A 25,122-nucleotide genomic window follows, 5' to 3' on the forward strand; every position below is an offset into this window, starting at 1 on the left:
TTTTTCAAGATGCGGATAGAATACGCAGCGGGATGAAAAGAAGGGGGTACGGTATGGATAAAACCTGGTGGAAGGAAAGTGTTGTATATCAGATATACCCGAGGAGCTTCTGTGACAGCAACGGGGACGGAATCGGGGATTTGAAGGGAATTACGGGAAAGCTGGATTATCTGAAGGAGCTGGGTGTTGATGTGATCTGGCTTTCCCCGGTTTATGAGTCGCCCAATGATGATAATGGGTATGATATCAGTGATTATCAGGCGATTATGAAGGATTTCGGGACTATGGAGGATTTTGACCGGATGCTTTCACAGATACATGAGCGTGGAATGAAGCTGGTGATGGATCTGGTGGTGAACCATACCTCGGATGAGCATCCCTGGTTCGTGGAGAGCAGAAAGGGAAAAGAGAATCCTTACAGGGATTATTATATCTGGAAGGATCCTGTGAAGGGCGGCGCGCCGAATAACTGGGGTTCCTGCTTCGGTGGCTCCGCCTGGGAAAAGGATGAAAAAAGCGGGGAATATTATCTTCATCTTTTTTCTGTGAAGCAGCCGGATCTGAACTGGGAAAATGAGGCGGTGCGCAGGGAAGTATACCGGATGATGAACTGGTGGCTGGACAAGGGTGTGGACGGGTTCCGCATGGATGTTATCAGCCTGATATCCAAGGATCCTGCGTATCCGGACGGACCGGCGGGGCTGAACAGCTATGCGGCCTTTAATTTCTGCGCCAACGGGCCGCGGGTGCATGAGTTCCTTCAGGAGATGCGCCGGGAGGTCCTGGACGGCAGGGATACGCTGACCGTGGGAGAATGCTCAGGCGTGACGCTGGAAGAAGCGCTGAAATATGCGTCGCTGGACGGAAAAGAGCTGAACATGGTATTCCAGTTCGAGCATATGGATCTGGATTTTGACGAAAACGGAAATAAGTGGACGGACAGAAAGTGTAAGCTTTCCCAGCTGAAGGAGATTCTGTCCCGGTGGCAGGCAGGGCTGTACAAAAAGGCCTGGAACAGCCTGTTCTGGTGTAATCATGATCAGCCCAGGGTGGTGTCCCGCCTGGGAAATGATTCCGCACAGTATCGTGAGGTATCCGCCAAGATGCTGGCGGTATGCAGCCATATGATGCAGGGAACCCCCTATATTTACCAGGGGGAGGAGCTGGGGATGACCAACGCGCCCTTTGCGGATATTTCGGATTTCCGGGATTTGGACAGCATCAATGCTTACCGGGAACTGACGGAAAAAGGAATTTTCAGCAGGGAGGAAATGCTTGGCTACCTGCGCTACAAGTCAAGGGACAACGCACGGACGCCCATGCAGTGGGAGGATTCGGAAAATGCGGGTTTTTCCACCGGGAAGCCGTGGATTATGGTAAATCCCAATTACCATGAAATTAATGCAAAGGAGCAGGTGGGAAGGGAGGATTCCGTTTTTTCCTTCTATAAAGAGCTGGTGGCTTTGAGGAAGGAAAGGCCAATAATTGTTTACGGGGATTACCGCCTGCTGGAGCCGGAGTCAGAGGAGCTGTTTATTTATGAACGGGGGCTGGAAAAGGAACGGCTTTTGGTGGCATGTAATTTTACAGGAAAAGAACTGGCCTGGGAACTGCCGGAGGAGATGAAGGGGCGCAGGCCGGAGCTGGTTATCGCAAATTATCCGGATGCGCAATGGGCGGATACGCTGATGCTGCGGGCTTATGAGGCTGTGGTGTGGGAATGGACGTTGGATTGATGGATGCGGATTGGGAAGGTGCGGTTGGATATTATCCAGACTGAAAAAAAGTATATGGAATGACTGCACTTTCTCTGAATTTGTCAGTTATTATGGGATTTTTAAGATGTATTTACTCTTATTCATCTGCGAGGTATGGGTTATTATAAAGACATAACATAATTATTTAGCAGATTGGCGTATTTAATGCCTTTATCGCATGGAACTGATGCGGGAGCCGGGGAATTTATCGTTGAAGGCGGATTTCCTTGAGAGGATGCCGTTATAGTTATGATAGAATTAAGATTGCTATGTTCAGTCATATTTGATAGTATGAAGATATCGTTGTGACATGGAGGATTTGAAATGAAAATCAGACATTTAGGATTAGAGAATGTGACTGTTTTTGATAAAATAGAGATAGCATTTGATGAAGGAATAAACATTTTTATAGGTGAAAACGGAACCGGAAAGACGCATATTCTCAAAATCCTCTATGCAGCCTGCCAGGCGGCGGATCCAAAAACATCTTTCTCGGCTAAAATTGTCAGGACAATGCTTCCGGACGAGTTTAAAATATCGAGATTGATTACCAGAAAGCCGGGAAATCATAATTCAGAAATCAAAGTGTCTGCTTTGTCGGAGAAAAAACAAAAAAATCATACTATTACAGCTTCGTTTCATAATAAAACGAAAAAATGGGATGCGGAGATTCGGGGAGAAGAAGCCTGGGAAAATGAATTTAAGGATATTAGCAGCATCTTTATACCGGCAAAAGAAATTTTGTCTAACAGCTATAATCTGACGGCAGCTGTCGAAAAGAATAATGTTAAATTTGATGATACCTATATTGATATTATCAACTCTGCAAGAATAGATATATCTGTGGGAAGAAATTCGGCAGAACGTGATAAAAAATTAAAAGCAATTGAAAAAATTATTGGTGGGACAGTTGTTTATGATGGCCAGAAAGATGAATTTTATTTAAAAATAGGAAATTCGAGGCAGGAGTTTAACCTGGTAGCAGAAGGAATACGGAAAATGGCGCTTCTCTGGCAACTTGTAAAAAACGGCACGTTGGAGAAAGGTTCGGTGCTTTTCTGGGATGAACCGGAAGCCAATATTAATCCATTATATCTTAGTATTATTACAGATATGCTGTTAGAGCTGCAAAGGGACGGCGTGCAGATTTTTATTTCCACGCATGATTATGTACTTGCGAAATACTTTGAAATTCACAGAAGAGAAGAGGATAGTGTTTTGTTTCATTCTGTGAGCTATGATGAAAAAAGGAATTTGGAATATTCCTGCAATGGCAGGTTTGAGGATTTGAAGAATAATCTGATCATTAAATCGTTTAATGAACTTTTAGATGAAATTTATAATTCCTGATAATGGAGAAGTAAATGAAGAAGGTATTTACGGAAGAGAATGGATGCTATAGTTTCGACTGTACCAAAGCCTTATGGGCGACAGATGAGATACATCAGGCATATAGTTCTACAGAAGGCAGTTTAAATGATGTTGATTTAGTAATAGAAACTGAAAAGAAAATAATTATGATGGAATATAAAAATGCCTGTATATCCGGGGCGGCAAAACCGGAAGCTTTTCAGCCGGGAGCTGACAAGAAAATAAATAATGTGGTAAAAAAATTCTATGATTCATTGCATTACATGCACTTAATGGGAAAAGAGAAGCCGAAAGAGTTTGTTTATGTGTTGGAATATCCAAATGGGGATTCGGTATCAAGGCGAATGATAAGAAATCGATTAAAAAAGAAACTGCCGTTTCACTTGCAGGATTTGGTTTCTGACAAAGTAAAGCTAATAGAAAAGGTTGATGTTGTTTCCATTAATGAGTGGAATCAGAATGAAGAATATGGTATGTTTCCAATAAAACTGAAAAGTGAAAAATAATTAAAATTGCTCCGGGCTGGAATGTCCGGGGCTTTTTTGCTTTTTTTCAAACTCATCCTTTCGTTATATAACTGTTGCCGGGCCATATCATATAACACCCTTTTAAAATTAAGGTGTTTCCGTTTTCCGCTTGTATCCTCCTTTCACATATAATATACTGAAATTAAGAACACCGTGTCTGACATGGAAGGGGGAATAAAAATGGGCGGCAGATGGAGCCGGGAAAGAATCAATGCCTGGTATGACGGGCACCCATGGCTGATTGGCTGTAATTATGTGCCTGCGATTACGCTGCATAATATCGAGCTGTGGCAGGATGATACGCGGGAGGAGGTAATGATTTCCGTTGACCGGGAGCTGACGCTTCTGCGGGAAACGAGAATGAACAGCATAAGGATGTTCATGCCTTTCCAGGCCTGGTATTTTGAGCGGGAGCTTTTCTTTAAGAAGCTGGACGAACTGCTTTTGCTTCTGGAAAAATATGAGATAACGCTTATGCCGGTACTGTTTAATGACTGTGCGCCTTTTGAAAGGCCAAGTCCGGTATTCCCTTCGCAGATGGGGAAGGGATGGCAGCCCTATGATATCGGGCATCATGGGGGAAAGGCGGAGAATCCGTTTACCGGGGAAACGCGGAAAACGGGCTGGATTTTATTTGATGAGGAAGAGTGGAGAGAGCCTCAGTACAAATTTGCAGAGGAAATCATCAGCCGTTACAAAAAGGAGCCGCGTATTATTATATGGGATTTATGGAATGAACCGGGTAACAGCAACAGGCATGCGCAAAGTATGGAGTATATGGAGCGTGTATTTGAGATTGCCAGGGAAATTGATCCGGATCAGCCGCTGACAGCGGCGCCCTGGGCATATCCGGAGGGGTTCGGCATATCCGGGGAGGCGCAGCTGGAGCCGATTCAGAAGCGAGCCGTGGAGCTGTCCGATATAATTACTTTTCATCAATATGAGAATTTTGACCGGGTAAAGCAAGTGGTGGAGGAACTGAAAAAGGAAGGACGTCCATTGGTAAATACGGAGTGGCTGAACCGAATACTGGGAAATAATATCAGGGAGCTTCTGCCGTATTTTTATGAGAACAGGATCGGCAGCTATCATTGGGGGCTGGTGGCCGGAAAATCACAGTTCTACCTGCCGTGGGACTATCTGCGGGAAGTAAAGGGGCTGGATCTGTCACTGTGGCAGCATGATTTGTATCATGAGGATTTTACGCCTTACGATGAGGAAGAGATTTCGCTCTTCATCAAATACGGCGGGATGGAAATGCGAAAATGAAAGGCAGTATAAAAGCAGCATAAAAGCAGGAGGAGAGGAAATGAGGTACAGGGAACTTGGGAAAACAGGGCTTTCCGTAAGTGAGATCGGGCTTGGCGGGGAATGGCTGGAACGGCATGATACAAAAGAGGTTAAGGCGGTGATTGACAGGTGTGAGGAGCTGGGAATCAATATTCTGGACTGCTGGATGTCCCAGCCGCAGGTACGTTCCAACATCGGCGCGGCGATTGCGGGCAGCAGGGAGCGCTGGATAATCCAGGGGCATATCGGGAGCACATGGCAGAACGGGCAGTATGTCCGTACCCGTGATTTGGAGCAGGTAAAAATTGCTTTCCAGGATTTGCTGGATCGGATGGGAACGGATTATATTGATCTGGGGATGATCCATTTTGTGGATGAAAAAGCTGAGTTTGAACGTATAATGAACGGGGAGTTCATAGAGTATGTCCGCTCCCTGAAGGAAAAGGGCGTCATCCGTCACATTGGCATGAGCACCCATAACCCGGATGTGGCTAAAATGGCGGCTTTGAGCGGGGAAATAGAAATGCTTCTTTTCAGCATCAATCCGGCCTTTGATCTGCTTCCGGCCAGTGAGGATCTGAATGAGTATTTCAAGGAAACTTATGCGGAGCAGCTGAGCGGTATCGCACCTGAGCGGGAGGAGCTGTACCGTATTTGCGAACGGGAGGGCGTGGGTATAACGGTGATGAAGGGCTATGCCGGCGGCCGTTTGTTCCAGGCGGAAACCTCTCCTTTTGGTGTGGCGCTGACTCCTGTGCAGTGTCTGCATTATGCGCTGACGCGTCCTGCGGTTGCCAGTGTGATGGCTGGTTTTGATACGCCGGAGCATGTGGATGCGGCCGTGGCATACGAGACAGCCACCGAAGAAGAGAAGGATTATGCCAGCGTGCTGGCTTCTGCGCCTAAGCATGCATATTCCGGACAGTGTACCTACTGCGGTCACTGTGCACCCTGCCCGGTCAGAATCGATATTGCCATGGTGAATAAGCTATACGATCTGGCAGCCATGCAGGAAGAGGTGCCGGCTACGGTGAAGGCGCATTATGAGCAGCTGTCGGCGAATGCCGGAGACTGTGTCCAGTGCGGCGGCTGTGAATCCAGGTGTCCCTTCGGCGTTCGGATAGTGGACAGGATGAAGAAGACGAGAGAGCTGTTTGGTGCAGGTGAATAAGTAGTGAGGCTACTATGAAAAAGGAAGACGGTGACTGCAGGATGCAGGGATGCGGCAGACAGGGACAGCAGTACGGCTTTGATATGACTCTGCGGAAGGCGGGAATCATCGATTGTGAAGAGCTGTACCGGATGCAGTTAAAATGTTTCCGGGAGCTGCTGGAAAAGTACAGGGATTATGATTTCAGCCCCGGCGCAGAAAAAATAGAAAAGACGGAAAGAAGACTGCGGGAACAATTTTCAGATTATTATTTTATCTGTCTTGGAAAAGCCCATATCGGTGCGTTGAGGGTAATTCACCTGGAGACGTTATGTATACTTAAACAGATTTATATTTTGCCGGAATATCAGGGAAAGGGCTATGCACAGCGGGCGCTCCGCCTGGCCGAAGCCTTGTATCCGTCGGCCTTGCGCTGGGAGCTGGACACAATCCTTCAGGAAGAGAAGCTTTGTCATCTGTATGAAAAAATGGGATATCGTCAAAATGGCCGGACCGAAGAAATCAAAGAAAATATGACATTGGTATTTTATGCAAAAGACGTAACTGTTTAGCCGGCCAGCGCATTTAGCTGGGCAGGCCGGCGCGCAGAAAATAAGCCAACGAAAAAACAGGAAAGTATACCATGGAGGCAGGTGATCCGATATGAAAAAAGAAGAATTGATAGCAGCGGGATGTATGGTACCGGATACCCTACAGGAGGCCATGAGATATAGCGGCCGGGAAATGAAGGTGATAGAAGGCAGCAGGGAGGAGCTTGTTTCACTTATTTATCAGCTTTTGAGAGAAAACGGGAAGGAAAATACTTATTTTGATTTTTATTTCGGCACATTGTCAAAAGAAGAAAAACAGAAGGCGCTGTCTGTGCTTTCCATTGAGCAGGCTTCCTATCTTTGCGGTTTGAATCTTCCCGATAGCAGGGAGGATGTATATTTTTCATATGAGGAAACATTGTTTGCCATTGCAGTCAGGCTGTCGGTTACGGAGATGCTTTTTTCCTCCTTCTATTTTCCGATGATACGGAAGATGGTATGGAGCAGCTTTGAGGGAAAATTCCTGTTGTTTTGGTATGGAGAGGCGGAAAAATGCAAATCTTAGTTGATGCCGATGCATGTCCTGTCATTACTATTGTGGAACGGACGGCAAGGGAAAAAGGAATTCCGGTGGTGCTGCTGTGTGATACCAATCATGTACTGCATTCTGATTACAGTGAAATCAGGGTAATCGGGGCGGGAGCCGACGCTGTGGATTTTGCGCTGGTAAACCTTTGTAAAAAAGGGGATATCGTGGTGACGCAGGATTATGGAGTGGCGGCCATGGCGCTTGGGAAAGGCGCATTTGGGATACATCAGTCGGGAATCCGGTATACGCAGGATAATATGGATCAGCTGCTGCTGGAACGGCATCTGTCAAAAAAGGCGAGACGGGCCTCTTCAAGGCATCATGGAAAGGGGCCGCATAAACGGACTGCTGAGGATGATGAACGGTTTGAAAGGGAATTCAGGCGGTTGCTGGATAGCATTATGGAGAAGTAAAGAATTTTTTCATTCATTACCCGCAGATAATTAGGATCTGTGATTGAATGAAAGCCAGACAGATGTGAAAAAAGACCGGAGACATTAAAATGCCGCTCCCGGCTTCAGAAACTTCACGTTGTAAGGAAAGATCCGCCATCCTTACATTTTAATAATTATGCGGCTCTGTCCGCATGCCCGCTTCAGCGGGAGACAGGAGCAGAAATGAATACAAAATTAACAAATGGGGAACTTTGGTATGATACGGAAGGCAATATTCTCCACGCCCATGGCGGGCACATGCTGAAATGGGGGGACAACTGGTACTGGTATGGGGAAAACCGCACAGAAAACAGATATGTAAGTGTGTACAGGTCTGCCGATTTACTGAACTGGACCTTTTGCAATCACGTCCTGACCACTGAGTCACCCACAGCGGAGCACCGGGTGAGGACAGATCGGAAGCTGCGCAGTGAAAAAGGCGGCAAAATCAATGTGGAGCGTCCGAAGGTATTATATAACAGGAAAATCGGGAAATTCGTCATGTGGATGCATGTTGAAAATGGAGTGGATTATAACGACGCCGCCTGCGGCATCGCGGTCTGTGATACGCCGGACGGGGATTTCACCTATCTGGGGTGCTTCAATCCATTTGGCTATATGTCAAGAGACTGTACGCTTTTCGAGGATAAGGATGGCAGCGCTTATTTTATTTCCGCTTCCAGGGACAATGCGGATCTGCATGTGTACAGGCTAACCGATGATTACCTGAATGCGGACTGCCTGGTACATAAGCTCTGGCAGGGCGAATACAGGGAAGCTCCCGCGGTAATGGAAAGAGCGGGGAAATACTACATGTTTTCTTCCTTCTGCACGGGCTGGGCGCCCAACCAGTGCCGCTATGCCTGCGCCGACAGCATGGAGGGACGCTGGAGTACGCTGACGGATATCGGAGACAGCACCACCTACCGTACGCAGCCGGCTTTTATCCTTCCCGTGGAAAAGGAGGGGAAGACGGTTTATTATTACGTGGCGGACAGATGGAACGGTAAAGATTACCACGATTCCCGTTATGTAATTCTACCGCTGGGCTTTACGGAGGACGGCCGTCCTGTAATGGAGTATACGGACACTTTTCAGGGACTTTAAAGGAAACGGGGCAGAAGGCTGAAATTATTGTGTGGGCAGCCGCCGGTAAACCCCTTTCGAAGTTTTTTCCAGGATTCCCTGTTCGGTCAGCTTTCTGAGAACCCGCTGCAGCTGACGGCGGCTGCAGTGCAGGTTTTCAGAGGCTTTACCGATATGGACCAAAAGCCCGTCATGGCAGCAATATTGGATATAATGCAGGAGCTTGTCCTCAAGGCTGATGAATTCGGCCTCATTCATTGTGGACAGCTCTATTTTTTTTACAAGAGAACGGAGGGTATAGTGGAGAAAGGCAAGATCCCTGTCAAGGACAGGCTTGTTTTCGTCCAGGGAAAGCGCCACTGCCGCCGTATCGCTTTTGGCTTCTGCAAACAGTGCGGGGAGGCTCTGGTTGACAAATTCCACATCGCCCAGCATCATAAAATCATCGCTGGATGCGATGGGAAACTGGGAACCATCCCTTCTGATAGAATATATGGCCACCGTCCCTTCCACAACAAACTGCAGATATCTGGTATGCTCCGTCGGATGAATGATAGTTTCACCCTTCTCGTAGCGGATGAGGAAAAAGGGCAGATCCCTTGTATCAAAAAAACGGGAAATGCCATATTTTTTCACATATTCCATCACGATTGGCCTGTCATAAATTTTTTTCATATATTTTTTACCAGTAACAGCGCGGCTCTGTTTGGGCAGCTGCATTTATTGTAACTACACGGCGCTTTTTCAGAAACTGTTTTCTCCTTTTTTCTTATTGTGACATATGTCACAACAAAATGCAATTTTTTCTGCTATAATTCCGGATGAAAAGGCCGTGGCCAGTACAGTTGTGGCATGCGGTGAGAGAAGAGAGGAACGGAAAAATGACTGACGATTTATTTGAAAGGGCGCCGGTGCCCAGGGCATATTTCAAGCTGGCGCTGCCGGTGGTATTCAGCATGGTGATCAGCCTGGTATATAATATGGTGGACACCTTTTTTATCGCCCGGACACAGAATACCAGCATTGTAGCGGGAGTGTCCCTGTGCGCGCCTGTTTTTACACTGATGATAGCCCTGGGAGATATTTTCGGCCTGGGCGGCAGCTCCGTGATTTCCAGGCTGTTCGGTCAGAAAAAGGACGGGGAAGGGAAAAAAGTAAGCGGCTTCTGCTTCTATGCGGCGATTCTGTGCGGGGCCGCAGTCTCGGTGTCCATGCTGCTGTTTCGGACGCCGATCCTGCATCTGCTGGGAGCGGGTAAGGATACCTGGGAGTATGCGTCCCAGTACTATACCTATATGGCGCTCGGCGCGCCTGCGGTAATTCTGTCCCTGACGCCCGGCAATTTGATGAGGACGGAGGGGCTGGCGGTGGAAGCCATGATCGGAACCGTCGTCGGCTCCGTGGTGAATATTATCCTGGATCCTGTTTTTATCTTCGGGCTGGGAATGGGGGCGGGAGGCGCCGCGATTGCAACCGTCCTGGGAAACCTTGTCACAGATATCATCCTGGTGTGCTTTGTCCTGAAAAAGAGCCGGAAGCTTACGCTTTCCATCCATATAAGCGGAGTGAAAAAACAGGATCTGCTGGCTGTTTTCGCCATCGGCATTCCGGCCTCCGTAACGAATCTGATGCAGAGTCTGGGGATGGCCCTCATGAACCGTTATCTGGTGCAATATGGGACGGATAAGGTGGCAGCCATGGGAATTGCGATGAAGGTGAATATGATTGTCATGCTTATTATGGTTGGCTTTGCCTTTGGCGCGCAGCCGCTGATAGGCTATAATTACGGGGCCGAAAACCGGGAAAGGCTGCGGAAAATTATACGGTTTGACCTTTGCGTGGAGCTGGTATTTTCTGTTGTATGCGCGGGATTGCTGGCTTTGTGTGCCCCGCAGATAATGGGGATTTTCATGAAAGATGCGGGGATTATTGCCTCCGGCAGCCTGATGCTGCGGTGTTTGCTTGTTTCCATGCCCTGTGCCGGTGTGATTCTCGTATTTACCACCGTATTCCAGGCCGCAGGAAAAGCGCTGCCTGCGCTGATGCTTTCCGTCAGCAGACAGGGCGTTGTTTTTGCGCTGTGCATTTTTATACTTTCCCGGCTTGCCGGTTATTACGGGATCATTGCCTCCCAGGCGGCAGCAGATGTACTGACGGCGGTCATTGCGGTAATCCTTTATATGCAGACGCAAATTGCGGAGAAAAAGTTGTCCCTGCCATAACAGACAGAACCGCGCAAAACAGCTGCTCTTTTCTGTTAAGAGCCCGAACCGGAGCAAAGATACAGGCGGAAAGATAGGGGCCGGCTGTGCTTCCGCCTTTGCAGGCGATACATTTTTTAACTAAGCGATGTAAATGAGAAACATTCTCAATTACATCGCTTTTCTTATATTGCTTATTCCCGTCAGGGTATTTATAATAGGATTTGAACAATTCATACTTAAATGGTAGGAAATATTCAAATCCTTTTCCGTTATTACGGGAAAGGAAGAAATAAGCAGTAATGTCTGCCGGAAACGCCGGCAGGGAAAATAGAAGAGCAGGCCGGTCAGAAAATGACGGAAATGGAGGTACGCTATGACAGAGCAATTATTAAACGTAAACGGACTGAAGGTTAACGTGGAAGACAGGGAAATTCTCCATGGGATAGATTTGCAGATGAATGCGGGAGAGACTCATGTATTGATGGGGCCTAACGGCGCGGGAAAATCCACCCTGGGATATGCGCTGATGGGAAATCCCAAATTTGAGATCACAGAAGGAAGCATTTTTTTTAAGAATAAGGATATTACGGAGGAAGCGGTGGAAAAAAGGGCGTCAGATGGCATTTTCCTTTCCTTCCAGAATCCGCTGGAGGTGCCGGGGATTTCCCTGGGCAGTTTTATCCGCAGCGCGTTGGAGAGGCGCAGAGGAGAAAAACTGAGGCTTTGGGATTTCCGGAAGGAAATGAAAAAGGCCATGGAGGTGCTTCAGATGGATGAAACCTATGCGGACAGGGATTTGAATATAGGTTTTTCCGGCGGCGAAAAGAAGAAGGCGGAGATCCTGCAGATGCTTATGCTGCGGCCTGCCCTGGCAATCCTGGATGAAACGGATTCCGGGCTGGATGTGGATGCGGTCCGCACGGTATCCCGGGGCGTGGAGGAATACCAGAAGAATGAAAAGGGCGCGCTTCTCATCATCACACACAGCACGAGGATTCTGGAAGCCCTGAAGGTGGATTACACGCATATTCTGGTGGATGGCCGTATCGTGGAGACAGGAGACGCCGGGCTGGTGGAACGAATCAATGCGGAAGGCTTTGAACAGTTTTACGAGCAGGCTGTACGGATGTATCGGCAGTAGGCGCGAAAATGCCGGAAAGGAGTGTTTATGGAAGAAAAAACCTATGTGGATGATATAGACAGAAGCGTTTATGACATAAAAAATGAAGAAAAGGATGTTTACCGGGTAAAAGAAGGCCTGACGCCTGAAATTGTCGCGCAGATTTCCCGGGAGAAAAAGGATCCGCCATGGATGGAGCTGTTCCGGCTGCAGTCCCTGCAGATTTATAATCAGATGCGGGTGCCTGACTGGGGGCCGTCCCTGGAGGGGCTGGACATGGAGCATATCGTAACCTATGTCAGGCCCAACACGCATATGAGCGCCAGATGGTCCGATGTACCGGAGGAGATCAAGGATACCTTTGAACGGCTGGGGATCCCGAAGGCGGAGCGTAAGTCCCTGGCAGGCGTGGGCGCCCAGTATGATTCCGAGCTGGTATACCATCATGTAAGGGAAGAGGTGGCCGCCCAGGGCGTGGTATACACGGACATGGAAAGCGCCCTGAAGGGAGAATATGCTTCCATGGTACGTAAACATTTTATGAAGCTGGTACGGCCCAATGACCATAAATTTGCGGCGCTGCACGGAGCTGTCTGGTCGGGAGGCTCCTTTGTATATGTGCCTCCGGGCATTTCGGTCACCGTACCTCTGCAGTCCTATTTCCGGCTGAACGCGCCGGGAGCGGGACAGTTTGAACACACGCTCATCATTGTGGATGAGGGCGCCGATCTGCATTTTATCGAAGGCTGTTCCGCGCCCAAATACAATGTGGCCAATCTGCATGCCGGCTGCGTGGAGCTGTATGTGGGCAAAAAAGCCAGGCTCCGCTATTCCACCATTGAGAACTGGTCCAAAAACATGTACAACCTGAACACCAAACGCGCTGTAGTGGAGGAAGGCGGTGTGATTGAATGGGTATCCGGTTCCTTTGGCTCCCATGTATCCTGTCTCTATCCCATGAGTATTTTAAAGGGGAAAGACAGCCGGGCGGAATTTACGGGAATCACCTTCGCCGGAAAGGGCCAGTGCCTTGACACGGGCGCCAAAATTGTCCATCAGGGAAAGAATACTTCCTCCTTTATCAATACCAGATCCATTTCCAAGGACGGCGGGATCAGTACCTTCCGCAGTTCTGTGGTGGTGGCGAAGGATGCCAAGCAAAGCAGGGCGGCCGTTTCCTGCCAGTCGTTGATGCTGGACAGTTTTTCGCGCTCAGATACCATACCGGCCATGGATATCCGGACGCCGGATGCGGACATCGGGCATGAGGCCCGGATTGGAAGGATCAGTGAAGACGCGGTATTTTACCTGATGTCGCGCGGCATCGGGGAGGAAGACGCCAGAGCTATGATAGTCAGCGGCTTTGCCGAAAATGTTTCCAGGGAGCTGCCGTTGGAATACGCGGTGGAGATGAACAATCTGATACAGCTGGAAATGAAAGGCAGCATCGGATAACGGCGCGGAGACGGAAGAAAATTTTCTGCCTGCAGAAGGCCTGCATTTTGTTTTTCAAAACAAGGCGGAAAGCCTCTGCCCGCCGGAGGATCCGTAATTTGCTTTGCAAAACAGTAGGAGGATGAAATATGAAACAAGGAATGGAAATGAAGGTTAACAGGCTGCCCATGAGGACATGGAACTGGCTTCATATGAATGACAGCAGCCTTTCAGATATTGATACTGAAATTTACGGAAAAAATATGGTGTCCTGCAATCCGCAGTTTACGCTGCCCGGGCAGGGCGTATCCTGTATCCGGGGAATGAGCGCCGGAACGCTGGAATCCGGTTTTCAGGAAATCCCCACAGGTATGGGGCCGGATATGGATGAGTTTGTGCGGGAAAGTGAAACGCCCATGGATATTTTCCGAATTAAAAGGGGCGCGCATCCCGAAGAGGCGCTCAGGCTTTCCTGGCAATATAAACAGGGAGAAAATTCTCTGCATGCGGTCTGTATTTATGCGGAGGAGGGAAGCAGCATCACGGTGATCATGGAAAACTTTTCAGGCCGTAAGGATTCCGGCAGCGCCGGTATCCAGACGAAGGTTTACGCTGAAAAAAACGCGGCGGTCAGGCTTATCCAGGTACAGCTTTTAGGCGATGGCTTTGCTGCCATGAATGATGTGGGCGGGATTTGTGAGGAAGGCGCTTCCATAGAACTGCTGCAGCTGCAGCTGGGCGCCAAAACCACTTATGCGGGCGCCCGCATAAACCTGGCGGGAGATGCGAGCCGCATGAAGGCGGATATCGGCTATCTGGGCAAAAACATGCAGAAGCTGGATATGAATTACGTGGCCGAGCATCACGGCAGGAAATCAGAGAGCCAGATGGAAGTGAAAGGCGTGCTACGGGATCAGGCATCGAAGCTCTTCCGGGGCACCATTGATTTCCACAGGGGCTGCTCCGGCGCGGAAGGCACGGAAAAAGAGGAAGTTCTGCTTCTGGGAGACGATGTGGTAAACCGTACCATACCGCTGATTTTATGCGGTGAAGAGAACGTACAGGGAAATCACGGCGCCACAGCGGGAAAGCTGGATGAGGAAAAACTTTTTTATTTCTGCTCCAGGGGGCTAAGCCGCGAAGAAGCCTGCGATATGATGGCCCGCGCAGGAATTGATGCGTTGTGCGCCCAAATCCCGGATGATACCGTTGTCAGACGGGTACAGAAATATCTGGAAGGAGGAAGCCCGGATGAAAAACTGGAATGAACAGGAAATACGCGGGGATTTTCCCATCTTTGGCCGCAGCGGGCCGCTGATTTATCTGGATAACGCGGCAACTGCCCAACGTCCGGCCTGTGTGCTGGAAGCAGAACGTTCCTTTTATGAAAACTGCAACGCCAATCCCTTAAGAGGATTATATGAGCTGGGAATGGATGCCACACAGCGGTATGAAAATGCGAGAAAAACCGTATGCCGCTTCCTCAACGCGGCATGCCCGGAGGAAATAATTTTTACAAGAAATACCACGGAAGCCCTGAATCTGGTCGCTTACAGCTATGCGCTGTCGAAGCTTCGGCCCGGCGATGAAATTCTGGTCAGTATCATGGAGCACCACAGCAACCTTCTGCCATGGCAGATGGCGGCAAAGCGCACGGGAGCCGTACTTAAGTTCCTGGAATGTGAGAAGGACGGAACACTGACGCCGGAATGTATCCGACAAGCCGTCACTGCGCGGACGAGGCTGGTAGCAGTGGCCCATATTTCCAATGTTTTCGGCAGAGTGAACCCTGTCCGGGAAATTACAGAACTGGCCCACAGGCAGGGAGCTGTTGTGGTGGTGGACGCCGCCCAGAGCGCGCCCCACATCCCCATTGACGTACAGGCGCTGGACGCTGATTTCCTCGCTTTTTCCGGCCATAAGCTGATGGCACCCATGGGAATCGGCGTGCTGTATGGGAAAAAAGAACTGCTGGAAGCCATGCCTCCCTTCCTGACCGGCGGGGAGATGATAGAAAGGGTAAGCCGCCGGGATGCCGTTTATGCCCCCCTTCCCCATAAATTCGAAGCGGGGACGGTAAATGCCGCGGGAGCGGCGGCCCTGGAAGCTGCAATCCGATATCTGGAAAAAATCGGCTGGGAACGGCTGAAGCAAAGAGAAGATGAACTGACCGTACAGGCCTTTGAGGGAATGAAGCAAATCCCCGGCGTCCGGATCCTTGGCTCTGCGGATGGAACACAGCACAGCGGGATACTCACCTTCACTGTGGACGGCGTGCATCCCCATGATGTAGCCTCCATACTGGACGCGGATCACATTGCGGTACGGGCGGGCCATCACTGCGCCCAGCCCCTGATGGACTATCTCGGCGTCTCATCCACCGCAAGAGCAAGCATTGCCTTCTATAATACGGAAAATGAAATACAGGCATTTCTTCACAGCCTGCGACAAGTAAGGAGAAAAATGGGATATGGAGAATAGAACTTTTTATCATGAAATACTCATTGACCACAACATGCATCCCGCCCACAAGCACCCCCTTGCCGGGGCGGGGCTGGAGCTGGAGGGCGTAAATCCCAGCTGCGGAGATGATATTGTGCTCAGGCTGAAAATAGAAGACGGCAGGATAACGGACGGAGCCTTTGAAGGAAGCGGCTGCGCCGTTTCCCAGGCCTCGGCGGACATGATGCTGGATCTGGTCATCGGAAAAACAAAAGAAGAGGCCGTCCGCCTCTCCGGCATTTTCCTGAGAATGATCCAGGGCCAGGCCTCGCCGGAGGAAATCGATGACCTGGAGGAAGCCGCCTGCCTCCAGGACGTAAGCCATATGCCCGCCCGCGTAAAATGCGCGGTACTGGGCTGGCATACTCTGGAAGAACTTTTAGCCAAAGAAAACTGAACCCCGCAGAACACTGCCCGTACATGAAAAAATCCCGGGGCCATACAGGCCGCCGGGATTTTCCAACACTTATTTGTAACTGTCCAACACCTTTGCATAACGGTTATTTTACATGCTTCTTAATCGCGTCAAAGCTCTCCTTACTGATGACATGCTCGATCTTACAAGCATCCTCAGCGGCAATCTTCTCATCCACGCCCAGCTTTACGAGCCATGCGGAGAGAAGCTGATGCCTTTCATAAATCATTTCAGCGATTTCACGGCCTGACTCCGTCAGATAAATATAGCCTTCCTTAGTCACCGTAATATGCTCCCGCTCCCGCAGATTCTTCATGGCCACGCTGACGCTGGATTTCTTAAAACCCAGCTCCTCCGCCACATCCACCGAACGGACAACCGGGTGTGATTTACTCAGAATTAAAATTGTCTCCAGATAATTTTCAGAGGATTCACCCACTGCCAATATACTCACCCCGCTTCCTGACATAAAGTTACTGTAATCCGAATGAACTAACTGGCGTTAGTATACCATATTTTTATATTATCAGCAAATATATTTATCCCCGCAGCATGCGACAAACCTGCAGCGTTAGCATCGCTGCGTTTTTAACTGAGTGAGAACATACCCATACAAAAACCCTTCCCCCGCTCCGCCCCTCCTCCCCGCCCCCGGTGCCGCAAAAACCTCGCCATGCCCTCACCCTACCTGCTAATGAGAAATTATTATCAGTAATAACATTGACAACTATTGGAAGTTAGAATATACTAACCGAGAAGAACAGGGAATGAAATCAATCCTCAATATCAAAAAAGAAAGAAGGTGGAATGATGCCTTTGACAATGGTGAATGCAGGTGAACCCAGTGTAATACGTAAAGTTGGCGGCAGGGAGGAAACAAGGAGGTTTCTTGAGAACCTTGGCTTTGTAACCGGCGGCGTGGTAACTGTAGTATCTGAAATCGGCGGCAATATGATAGTGAATGTTAAGGATTCCAGAGTGGCTATCGGAAAAGATATGGCCAACAAAATCATGGTATGTTAGAAGAAAGGGAGACAAGATGAGGACATTAAAAGAGATTCCCTGCGGGGAAAGCGTAAAGGTGACAAAGCTTACCGGGGAAGGCGCAGTGAAAAGAAGGATTATGGATATGGGGATTACGAAGGGGATTGATATTTTTGTCAGAAAGACAGCGCCCCTGGGAGATCCTGTGGAAGTAACTGTAAGAGGTTATGAGCTGTCGCTGCGGAAAGCCGATGCGGAAATGATTTTGGTGGAATAAAATTTTTTTGGGAAGTAGTTAGAGATAACTAATAAAAGATAGTTTAGACAAATCGAATGACAGGAAACATAGCTGCAATGAGGCGGAAAGAGGTAGAATATGTCAATTAAAATTGCATTAGCAGGAAATCCGAACTGCGGAAAGACGACATTGTTTAATGCGCTGACAGGTTCCAATCAGTTTGTGGGAAACTGGCCCGGTGTAACGGTGGAGAAAAAAGAGGGGAAGCTGAAGCGGTCACACGGAACCGCAGGTTCCATGGATGTGATCATCATGGACCTACCGGGCATCTATTCCCTTTCTCCCTATACTCTGGAGGAGGTCGTTGCAAGAAATTATCTGATCAACGAAAAGCCGGATGCGATTATAAATATCGTGGACGGCACGAATATTGAGAGAAACCTGTACCTTTCCACACAGCTGATGGAACTGGGGATTCCGGTGGTTATGGCTGTCAATATGATGGACATAGTGGAAAAGAACGGCGATGTCATCCATTTTGACAGGCTGAGCAAAAAGCTTGGCTGCGAGGTTGTGGAGATTTCCGCATTAAAGGGAACCGGTATCCGGAAAGCGGCGGAAAAGGCTATCAGCATCGCAGGCCGTAAGGACGCGGCAGTGCCTGTACATACCTTTGCCCCCGAAGTGGAAAGCGTGCTGGATTCCGTAGAAGCAAAGCTGGGCAGCAGTGTCCCGGAAGCGCAGAAAAGATTTTTTGCCATCAAACTGCTGGAAAAGGACGACAAGATTCAGGAGCAGATGGCGCAGGTCCCTGATGTATCTGAAGAAATAAACCGGATTGAAAAAGAATTGGATGATGATACGGAAAGTATTATCACCAATGAAAGATATGTATATATTTCCTCCATTATCAGTGAATGCTACAGCAGGAACAGGAAGCAGGACATGACAGCCTCCGATAAAATCGACAGGATTGTAACCAACCGCTGGCTGGCGCTTCCCATTTTTGCAATGGTTATGTTTATCGTTTATTATGTTTCCGTAACAACTGTAGGCACCTGGGCCACGGACTGGGCCAACGACGGCGTATTCGGTGACGGCTGGAGCCTGTTCGGCCTGGAGGTGCCGGGCATCCCTGTTCTTGTGGAATCCCTGCTGAATGCGGCAGGATGTGCGGACTGGCTGCAGGGACTTATCCTTGACGGCATTGTGGCCGGCGTGGGCGCTGTGCTCGGCTTTGTCCCTCAGATGCTGGTGCTCTTTATTTTCCTGGCCTTCCTGGAAAGCTGCGGTTATATGGCAAGGATTGCCTTCATCATGGACAGAATTTTCCGCAAATTCGGCCTTTCCGGAAAATCTTTTATCCCGATGCTCATTGGAAGCGGCTGCGGCGTGCCCGGCATCATGGCTTCCCGTACCATTGAAAACGACCGTGACCGTAAAATGACCATTATGACGACCACCTTTGTTCCCTGCGGAGCGAAGCTTCCCATTATCGCCCTGATTGCAGGCGCGTTGTTCGGCGGGGCCTGGTGGGTTGCACCCAGCGCCTACTTTGTGGGAATCGGGGCAATCATCTGCTCCGGCATTATTTTAAAAAAGACAAAATTGTTCACAGGGGATCCTGCGCCCTTCGTTATGGAGCTTCCTGCATATCACTGGCCTACCGTGGGAAATGTGCTCCGCAGCATGTGGGAGCGCGGCTGGTCCTTCATCAAAAAAGCCGGTACCGTTATCCTGCTTTCCACTATCGTAATATGGTTTACCACTTACTTCGGATGGGTGGACGGACAGTTCAGGATGCTTGAAGCTATGGAAATTAACCACAGCATCCTGGCTAAAATCGGCGGCGCCGTTTCCTGGATTTTCATTCCGCTTGGCTGGGGAGACTGGAAGTCCACAGTGGCGGCTATTACCGGGCTGGTAGCCAAGGAAAACGTGGTGGGTACATTTGGTATTCTTTACGGTTTTGCCGAGGTTGCCGAAGACGGCACCGAAATCTGGGGAACACTGGCAGGCAGCATGACCGCATTAGCGGCATACTCTTTCCTGGTATTCAACCTTCTGTGCGCGCCCTGCTTTGCGGCAATGGGCGCTATCAAGAGAGAAATGAACAATGCAAAATGGTTCTGGTTCGCAATCGGCTACCAGACGGGTCTGGCATATGTGGTTTCCCTCTGTGTATACCAGCTCGGTATTCTCTTTACGGCAGGCGCCTTTGGCATCGGTACTGTAGTGGCGGTACTTCTTCTTGCAGGCTTCCTCTATCTGCTGGTAAGGCCATATAAGGAAAGATGAAAACAAATTCTGAAGGAAAGATGAAAACGAATTCAGTAATGAAAACAATTCAGCATTGACAAGTCCTGTCCGGCTTGCTATACTGAATAAAATAAACGGCAGGAGGTTGATTAAATATGAGAAAAACTTTTTTCCATGGGAATTTCATAAATAATAAGTCAGCCTGCCATGTGTTGAGATAAGAAGCGTCTTTTTAACAGGATTATTTTAACCACAGTTACAGACTGTGGTTTTTTTGTACGCTTTTTTACCGCAGGCAGGCATTCCGTCCCCATATAAGGAATGTAAAACTGGCTGGAAAGCGTATGGAAAATGGAAAACAGAATATTGAACCTGGGCATACTCGCCCATGTGGACGCAGGAAAAACCACACTGACGGAGAGTCTCCTTTACCACAGCGGAATTATTAAGAGCAGGGGAAGCGTGGACAGGGGAACCACAATCACGGATTCCCTGGAGCTGGAGCAGAAGAGGGGAATGACAATCAAGGCTTCCACCGTCTCTTTTCCCATAGGCGATGTGAAAATCAATCTGATTGATACACCGGGTCATGTGGATTTTATCGGGGAGGTGGAGCGCTCCCTCCGGGCGCTGGACGGCGTGGTGCTGGTCATATCGGCAAGAGAGGGCGTGCAGCCCCAGACAAGAATCCTCTTTCACCAGATGAAGAAAATGAAGATGCCGGTCATCCTTTTCATTAACAAAACAGACAGGGTGGGCGCGGACTATGAGGCGGTTCTGGCGCAGATCCGAACCCAGCTGTCAACGAGGATTATACAGATGCAGGAGGTTAAGCGGATGCCGCAGCAGGATTATACAATAAGGGAATATGACTGGGCGGACACCGTTTACACGGAGCAGATTATCATGTGTTCCGAAAAGCTTCTGGAAAAGTACCTGGATGGTGGGAAGGTGGAGGCGGAAGAGCTGGAGGCATGTTTAAGGTTCCGCGTGGGAAAAGGGCGGCAGTATCCGGTCTATGCAGGTTCTGCCCTGAAGGATCTGGGAATTGAACAGCTGATGCGGGGGATAGTCCGCTGGCTTCCTGTAAGAAAACCGGAAAACAGCCGTCTTTCCGCCTATATTTATAAGGTGGAGCATGATGAGTGCGGACATAAGAAGGTTTTTTTTCGGGTATTTTCCGGAACGATTTCGCAAAAGGACAGGGTGTCCGCTGCCGGGACGGATCAGGAGATCACGATTAACAATCTGATGACTGTAAGCCGGGGCAGGCAGATACCTGCCGTAAAGGTAGGGGTAAATGACATCGGAATCCTGACGGATATCCCGGCTCTGTCCTGCGGCGGATTTATCGGTGAAGCCTGCGGCGGTAAAAATATGGGGCGCCTGATGGAGCCGATGCTGTGCGTAAATGTGGCGCCGGCGGAGGCTGGGGACAGATACCGGCTTCTGGATGCGCTGAATGTGCTGACGGAGGAGGATCCGTTGCTTAAGGTAAGGGTATCGGAGCAGACAGGGGAAATACTGATGGATTTGTTCGGAAAGCTGCAGATAGAAATCCTCCGGGATACGCTGGCGGAAAGGTTTGGTGTGAAAGCGGAATTTTCCGGGATGAAGACGATATGCAGGGAAAAGCCTGTCTCAGCTGCCTGTGCGGAAATACGAATGGGAGAAAAAAGGAACCTGCACAGAGCGGGAATCGGAATACGGATGGAACCGCTGGAGGCTGGGGAAGGCAACCGGTATGAGACGCAGGTTTCCTTTGGCTTTATAGAGAAATCATTTCAGAATGCGGTAAGAGAGGGGGTATGGAAGGCACTGGAGGAAGGGCTTGAATATGCCGTGGCGGATACCCGGATTGTATTCGTGGACGCAGACTACGACAGTGTGACGAGTACACCTGCGGATTACCGCAGACTTGCGCCCCTGGTGGTCAGAAAAGCGCTGCGGCAGGCCGGAGTGATTAAGCTGGAGCCGGTTATGAGCTATCGGCTGTTTGCACCGTCAGGCTGTGAAAAGAGACTGATGGGCAGGCTTGCCAATATGCAGGCTTCTATTGACGATGTGGGCTACAACGGCGATGAACTGGAGATTTCAGGCCAGGTGCCCTTTGATACGGCAAAGGAATTCCAGGTGGAACTAAAGAGCATGACCGGCGGCATGGGAATCTTTGAAATGGAGTTTTTGGAGTATCGAAGATGCAGACAGGAAGGGAATGGCTGAAGCCTTTTCCGGAAGCTGTTTTGCTTGATTTTTCGTTCGGCACAGAATTTGACACCGGCCTGCCGGGATGCTACAATTTACGTTAAAGTCCGGCATATGCGGAAAAATAACAATGCAGACCATTTACCAGATGAAAACAGGAAAAGGTGACAGGTATGGTAACAATAAAAGAAATTGCGGACAGGGCCGGTGTTTCAAGAGGAACGGTGGACCGTGTGCTGAATAACCGGGGAAAGGTGAATCCGGAAAAAGAGGAAAGGGTGCGCCGGATAGCCCAGGAGCTGGGATATAAGCCGAATGTGGCGGGAAAAGGCCTGGCGGCGAGGAAGAAGCATCTGAAGCTGGGTTTTATCTGTGTGGACGATGAATTTGCGCCTTTTTTTACAGATGTGCTCAAAGGCGCGGAAAAGCAGGCGGAGGAACTGAAGCAGTACGGCGTTGAGGTACTTTTTTTTATTACCAGGATAGAGGAGTTGATGGGTGAAGAGTGCCTGGAGCGTATTGTCAGTGAGAATGCAATGGACGGCTGGGTGATAAACGGCGTTCTGTCCGAGTATTTTACCAGGGCTATGAAGTCATGTGGGAGAGAGCCGGTACCTGTAATTTTTTATAATATGGACGAACCGGGAGCGGACAGGATGGCCTATGTCGGCTGTGACTACGAGAAGTCGGGCCGGCTGGCAGCAGGGGTAGCGGCCCTGATGACCGACGGTAAAGCCCGGGTAGGTGTGGTTTCTGTGGATGACGGTACCATAAGCAGCTTTAAGGCGCGTATGGAAGGCTTCCATATGGAAATCAGTGAAAGGTACCCGGAAATGTCCGTGGTTTCCCAGCAGGTGATGACAAGGGAGAAGGATCAGTTTGATTTTTTTGTAGCAGTGCAGGGAATGGTGGAACGCCATCCGGAAATCAATATTCTGTATCTGGTAAATCCCGGAGATTACAGCATCTGTCAGGCAATACGCAAAGCCAGCACCGGCAGGGACATTAAGATCATCTCCAACGATCTGGTGGAAAAGCAGCGTCAGATGGTAAAGGACGGTGTAATTGCCGCCACCATATGCCAGGAACCGGAAAAACAGGGAGCGCTTCCGTTGGAGCTTCTCTTCAATTACCTGGCGCTTGGCATGGAACCGACGAAGGAATACTATTTTACGGAGCTAAGTATACGTATCAGCCAGAATGTATAGCGCTGCCTGCTTATTCGGAGAACAGAGCTGCGGGGAACCTTCCTGCATGTTATTGGAAAATAAAGAGGACGTCTTGATAAGGAGGAAGAAAATGGGCACAGCAGTCTGTACCGGTTTCTTCCTCTTTTTCAGGGGAAAGAGGCGTTATGCTTTTTTAACTGATTAAAGCCAGCTAAGTCTTCCTTTCATTGCAATTTTCCTGTCCCCTTTTGTTATCCTTCCGATTTCATAGCAGGGGTAATGCTGGGAGATGCGGCGTACTGCATCCTCTTTTCCTTCCCGGGAAACCACCAGGACAAAGCCGACGCCACAGTTGAAGGTCCGCAGCATTTCTTCATCCTCCACGTTCCCCTGCAGCTTAATATATTTGAATACAGGAAGCGGCCTGATTTGCGGCAGGCTGATTTCCGCTGTAAGGCCATCAGGGATAATGCGGCAGAGATTGCCTTCTATCCCGCCCCCTGTGATATGAGCCATGCCGTGGAGATATTCCTGGCCGAACAGTTCCTTAACCGCTTTGTAATAGGGCGTATGGGGCTTCATAATCTGTTCGATAAATGTCAGGCCGTCTATCCGATCCAGTTTTATCTGAGGCATTTTTTCCATAAGGAGCCTGACAAGAGAATAGCCGTTGGTATGCAGACCATTGGAAGCTACAGCAAGCACGGTATCCCCTTCATTAATGGCGGAACCGTCGATGATGTGGCTTTTTTCTACGATCCCGGCAATGCTGGAGGTCAGTACGTAGACACCTGCATCGATGACCAGAGGCTGTATGGAGGTCTCACCTCCCACAAGAGAGCATTCGTTGTCCCTGCAGGCCTGGGAAATTCCTTTTACCAGTGTTTTGATGGTATCCTTTTCTGCATTTCCGCAGACGATGGTGTCCAGAACGGCCAGAGGCCTGGCACCCATGACCACAATATCGTTCACCAGATGATTGATCATGTCGTGGCAGATTGATTCCGTAAAACCGTATTCCATTGCCAGCTTCTGTTTAGAACCCGGCTCCTCGGATTTCAGCACGAGCACCGGTTCTTTGATTTCAGGAAAATGCAGGTCGTACAGAGAGGCGAAGGGACCGAGGCCATTAAGTACGCGCCTGTCCTTTGTTTCCAGATGCTTTGCCATTTCCTGTTTGATTGTGTCCGTGTAAGTGATGTCAATGCCAGCCTTGCTGTAGGAAAGACCTTCCCCGTTTTTTTCACAGCCGGTGAGAATATCATCTACCTTAACACCCAGCGCCACGGCCAGCTCATAAAGAACCTCCAGATTGGGGTAAGCGCTTCCGTTTTCCCATTTGGAAACTGCCTGAAAGGAGACCTTCAGTTTATCCGCCAGCTGTTGCTGCGTCATTTTCAATTCTTTTCTCTTTTCTGAGATAAAATGTCCGATTTTAATACTGTCCAGCATTGCGCATTCCTCCGTTTCTTATATAGTGATTATAGCCTGTGCGTATGGGCTGTTACAATAACTGCTTTTTTGAGTTTACAGCCTTTTTTCTACTACTGATAGAATTCGGGGGACTTTTTGGAAATTGAAAGTCATGAGCAGGGGACGGTATTGTTGAAGAAAAAAATAAAACAAAAAATGCAATGTTTTTGACTTATCCAGGACAAATATTACATAGATTATTTTGGGCTTTACAGGTATACTTAGACCGGAAATTGTTTTCCTGTACAGTAAACAGGAAAAAGTCAAAATAGAGGAAATTTGTAAAAGAACAAAGTTTTTTACAGGCAGAGTAAGGAGCATTCCTGTAATTCAGAAATAACGCCAATTGAATAAAAAAGAACCT

The 25,122-nt window shown here is 49.0% G+C and carries 23 protein-coding genes; 20 read left to right on the plus strand and 3 right to left on the minus strand.

What is annotated here, in order from left to right; genetic code table 11:
• The first annotated feature begins 53 nt into the window (after positions 1-53).
• The 9 genes from DXC51_RS11375 to DXC51_RS11415 all read left to right on the plus strand — a co-directional run bounded on the left by DXC51_RS11375 (position 54) and on the right by DXC51_RS11415 (position 8,776).
• On the plus strand, positions 54-1,736 hold the full coding sequence (locus DXC51_RS11375; RefSeq protein ID WP_117544604.1) for a glycoside hydrolase family 13 protein: 1,683 nt from the start codon (positions 54-56) through the stop codon (positions 1,734-1,736).
• Between the two features lie 345 nt (positions 1,737-2,081).
• Positions 2,082-3,107, plus strand: coding sequence for an AAA family ATPase (locus DXC51_RS11380; RefSeq protein ID WP_102286903.1), 1,026 nt, complete (start codon positions 2,082-2,084; stop codon positions 3,105-3,107).
• Between the two features lie 14 nt (positions 3,108-3,121).
• A complete protein-coding gene (locus tag DXC51_RS11385) occupies positions 3,122-3,634 on the plus strand; it encodes a hypothetical protein (protein ID WP_025490674.1) in 513 nt (170 codons plus the stop codon).
• 201 nt (positions 3,635-3,835) lie between these two features.
• On the plus strand, positions 3,836-4,924 hold the full coding sequence (locus DXC51_RS11390) for a cellulase family glycosylhydrolase (protein WP_181970087.1): 1,089 nt from the start codon (positions 3,836-3,838) through the stop codon (positions 4,922-4,924).
• 40 nt (positions 4,925-4,964) lie between these two features.
• Positions 4,965-6,116: an aldo/keto reductase gene (locus tag DXC51_RS11395; RefSeq protein ID WP_117544582.1), complete on the plus strand. Its 1,152-nt coding sequence runs from the start codon at positions 4,965-4,967 to the stop codon at positions 6,114-6,116.
• A gap of 14 nt (positions 6,117-6,130) precedes the next feature.
• Positions 6,131-6,667, plus strand: coding sequence for a GNAT family N-acetyltransferase (locus DXC51_RS11400; protein ID WP_243003185.1), 537 nt, complete (start codon positions 6,131-6,133; stop codon positions 6,665-6,667).
• 91 nt (positions 6,668-6,758) lie between these two features.
• The gene (locus DXC51_RS11405; RefSeq protein ID WP_117544583.1) at positions 6,759-7,211 is read left to right on the plus strand and encodes a hypothetical protein; all 453 of its coding nucleotides are present in this window, start codon (positions 6,759-6,761) and stop codon (positions 7,209-7,211) included.
• Positions 7,199-7,648: a YaiI/YqxD family protein gene (locus DXC51_RS11410; RefSeq protein ID WP_117544584.1), complete on the plus strand. Its 450-nt coding sequence runs from the start codon at positions 7,199-7,201 to the stop codon at positions 7,646-7,648. Before DXC51_RS11405 ends, DXC51_RS11410 begins: the two co-directional genes overlap by 13 nt.
• 204 nt (positions 7,649-7,852) lie before the next feature.
• The gene (locus DXC51_RS11415) at positions 7,853-8,776 is read left to right on the plus strand and encodes a family 43 glycosylhydrolase (protein WP_117544585.1); all 924 of its coding nucleotides are present in this window, start codon (positions 7,853-7,855) and stop codon (positions 8,774-8,776) included.
• 24 nt (positions 8,777-8,800) lie between these two features.
• Here DXC51_RS11415 and DXC51_RS11420 read toward each other — a convergent pair whose 3' ends face one another.
• Entirely contained in the window at positions 8,801-9,430 is a 630-nt protein-coding gene (locus DXC51_RS11420; protein ID WP_181970088.1) for a Crp/Fnr family transcriptional regulator, read from the minus strand.
• A gap of 206 nt (positions 9,431-9,636) precedes the next feature.
• Here DXC51_RS11420 and DXC51_RS11425 point away from each other — a divergent pair, with 206 nt between their 5' ends.
• The 6 genes from DXC51_RS11425 (at position 9,637) to sufU (ending at position 16,412) form a co-directional block, all read left to right on the plus strand.
• Positions 9,637-10,977 carry an MATE family efflux transporter gene (locus tag DXC51_RS11425; RefSeq protein ID WP_117544587.1) on the plus strand — a complete coding sequence of 447 codons (1,341 nt, stop codon included), beginning with the start codon at positions 9,637-9,639 and terminating at the stop codon, positions 10,975-10,977.
• Positions 10,978-11,332: 355 nt separating this feature from the next.
• Positions 11,333-12,100, plus strand: coding sequence for a Fe-S cluster assembly ATPase SufC (gene sufC, locus DXC51_RS11430; RefSeq protein WP_102286896.1), 768 nt, complete (start codon positions 11,333-11,335; stop codon positions 12,098-12,100).
• A gap of 27 nt (positions 12,101-12,127) precedes the next feature.
• Positions 12,128-13,534: a Fe-S cluster assembly protein SufB gene (gene sufB, locus DXC51_RS11435; protein WP_117544588.1), complete on the plus strand. Its 1,407-nt coding sequence runs from the start codon at positions 12,128-12,130 to the stop codon at positions 13,532-13,534.
• Positions 13,535-13,662: 128 nt separating this feature from the next.
• Complete coding sequence (locus tag DXC51_RS11440) at positions 13,663-14,781, plus strand: SufB/SufD family protein (protein ID WP_117544589.1); 1,119 nt, start codon at positions 13,663-13,665, stop codon at positions 14,779-14,781.
• Positions 14,765-15,994, plus strand: a complete 1,230-nt coding sequence (locus tag DXC51_RS11445) for an aminotransferase class V-fold PLP-dependent enzyme (protein ID WP_117544590.1) — start codon at positions 14,765-14,767, stop codon at positions 15,992-15,994. The genes DXC51_RS11440 and DXC51_RS11445 overlap by 17 nt, the downstream gene beginning before the upstream one ends.
• Positions 15,984-16,412 (plus strand): Fe-S cluster assembly sulfur transfer protein SufU, encoded by a 429-nt coding sequence (sufU, locus tag DXC51_RS11450; RefSeq protein WP_021639413.1) that lies wholly within the window; start codon positions 15,984-15,986, stop codon positions 16,410-16,412. The genes DXC51_RS11445 and sufU overlap by 11 nt, the downstream gene beginning before the upstream one ends.
• 103 nt (positions 16,413-16,515) lie before the next feature.
• On the opposite strand, the gene DXC51_RS11455 is transcribed toward sufU, so the two are convergent.
• On the minus strand, positions 16,516-16,875 hold the full coding sequence (locus DXC51_RS11455) for a metal-dependent transcriptional regulator (RefSeq protein ID WP_025490683.1): 360 nt from the start codon (positions 16,873-16,875) through the stop codon (positions 16,516-16,518).
• Between the two features lie 362 nt (positions 16,876-17,237).
• On the opposite strand from DXC51_RS11455, the gene DXC51_RS11460 reads away from it, so the two are divergent.
• The 5 genes from DXC51_RS11460 to DXC51_RS11480 all read left to right on the plus strand — a co-directional run bounded on the left by DXC51_RS11460 (position 17,238) and on the right by DXC51_RS11480 (position 23,324).
• Positions 17,238-17,453 carry a FeoA family protein gene (locus DXC51_RS11460; RefSeq protein ID WP_021639415.1) on the plus strand — a complete coding sequence of 72 codons (216 nt, stop codon included), beginning with the start codon at positions 17,238-17,240 and terminating at the stop codon, positions 17,451-17,453.
• Positions 17,454-17,469: 16 nt separating this feature from the next.
• Positions 17,470-17,691 (plus strand): FeoA family protein, encoded by a 222-nt coding sequence (locus DXC51_RS11465; protein ID WP_021639416.1) that lies wholly within the window; start codon positions 17,470-17,472, stop codon positions 17,689-17,691.
• A gap of 99 nt (positions 17,692-17,790) precedes the next feature.
• Positions 17,791-19,950, plus strand: coding sequence for a ferrous iron transport protein B (feoB, locus tag DXC51_RS11470; protein ID WP_117544591.1), 2,160 nt, complete (start codon positions 17,791-17,793; stop codon positions 19,948-19,950).
• 312 nt (positions 19,951-20,262) lie between these two features.
• The gene (locus DXC51_RS11475; protein ID WP_117544592.1) at positions 20,263-22,134 is read left to right on the plus strand and encodes an elongation factor G; all 1,872 of its coding nucleotides are present in this window, start codon (positions 20,263-20,265) and stop codon (positions 22,132-22,134) included.
• 155 nt (positions 22,135-22,289) lie between these two features.
• Entirely contained in the window at positions 22,290-23,324 is a 1,035-nt protein-coding gene (locus DXC51_RS11480) for a LacI family DNA-binding transcriptional regulator (RefSeq protein WP_117544593.1), read from the plus strand.
• A 162-nt stretch (positions 23,325-23,486) separates the two neighbouring features.
• Here DXC51_RS11480 and purM read toward each other — a convergent pair whose 3' ends face one another.
• Positions 23,487-24,737 carry a phosphoribosylformylglycinamidine cyclo-ligase gene (purM, locus tag DXC51_RS11485; protein ID WP_117544594.1) on the minus strand — a complete coding sequence of 417 codons (1,251 nt, stop codon included), beginning with the start codon at positions 24,735-24,737 and terminating at the stop codon, positions 23,487-23,489.
• Positions 24,738-25,122: the final 385 nt, after the last annotated feature.

This window comes from Eisenbergiella massiliensis (genome assembly GCF_003435485.1).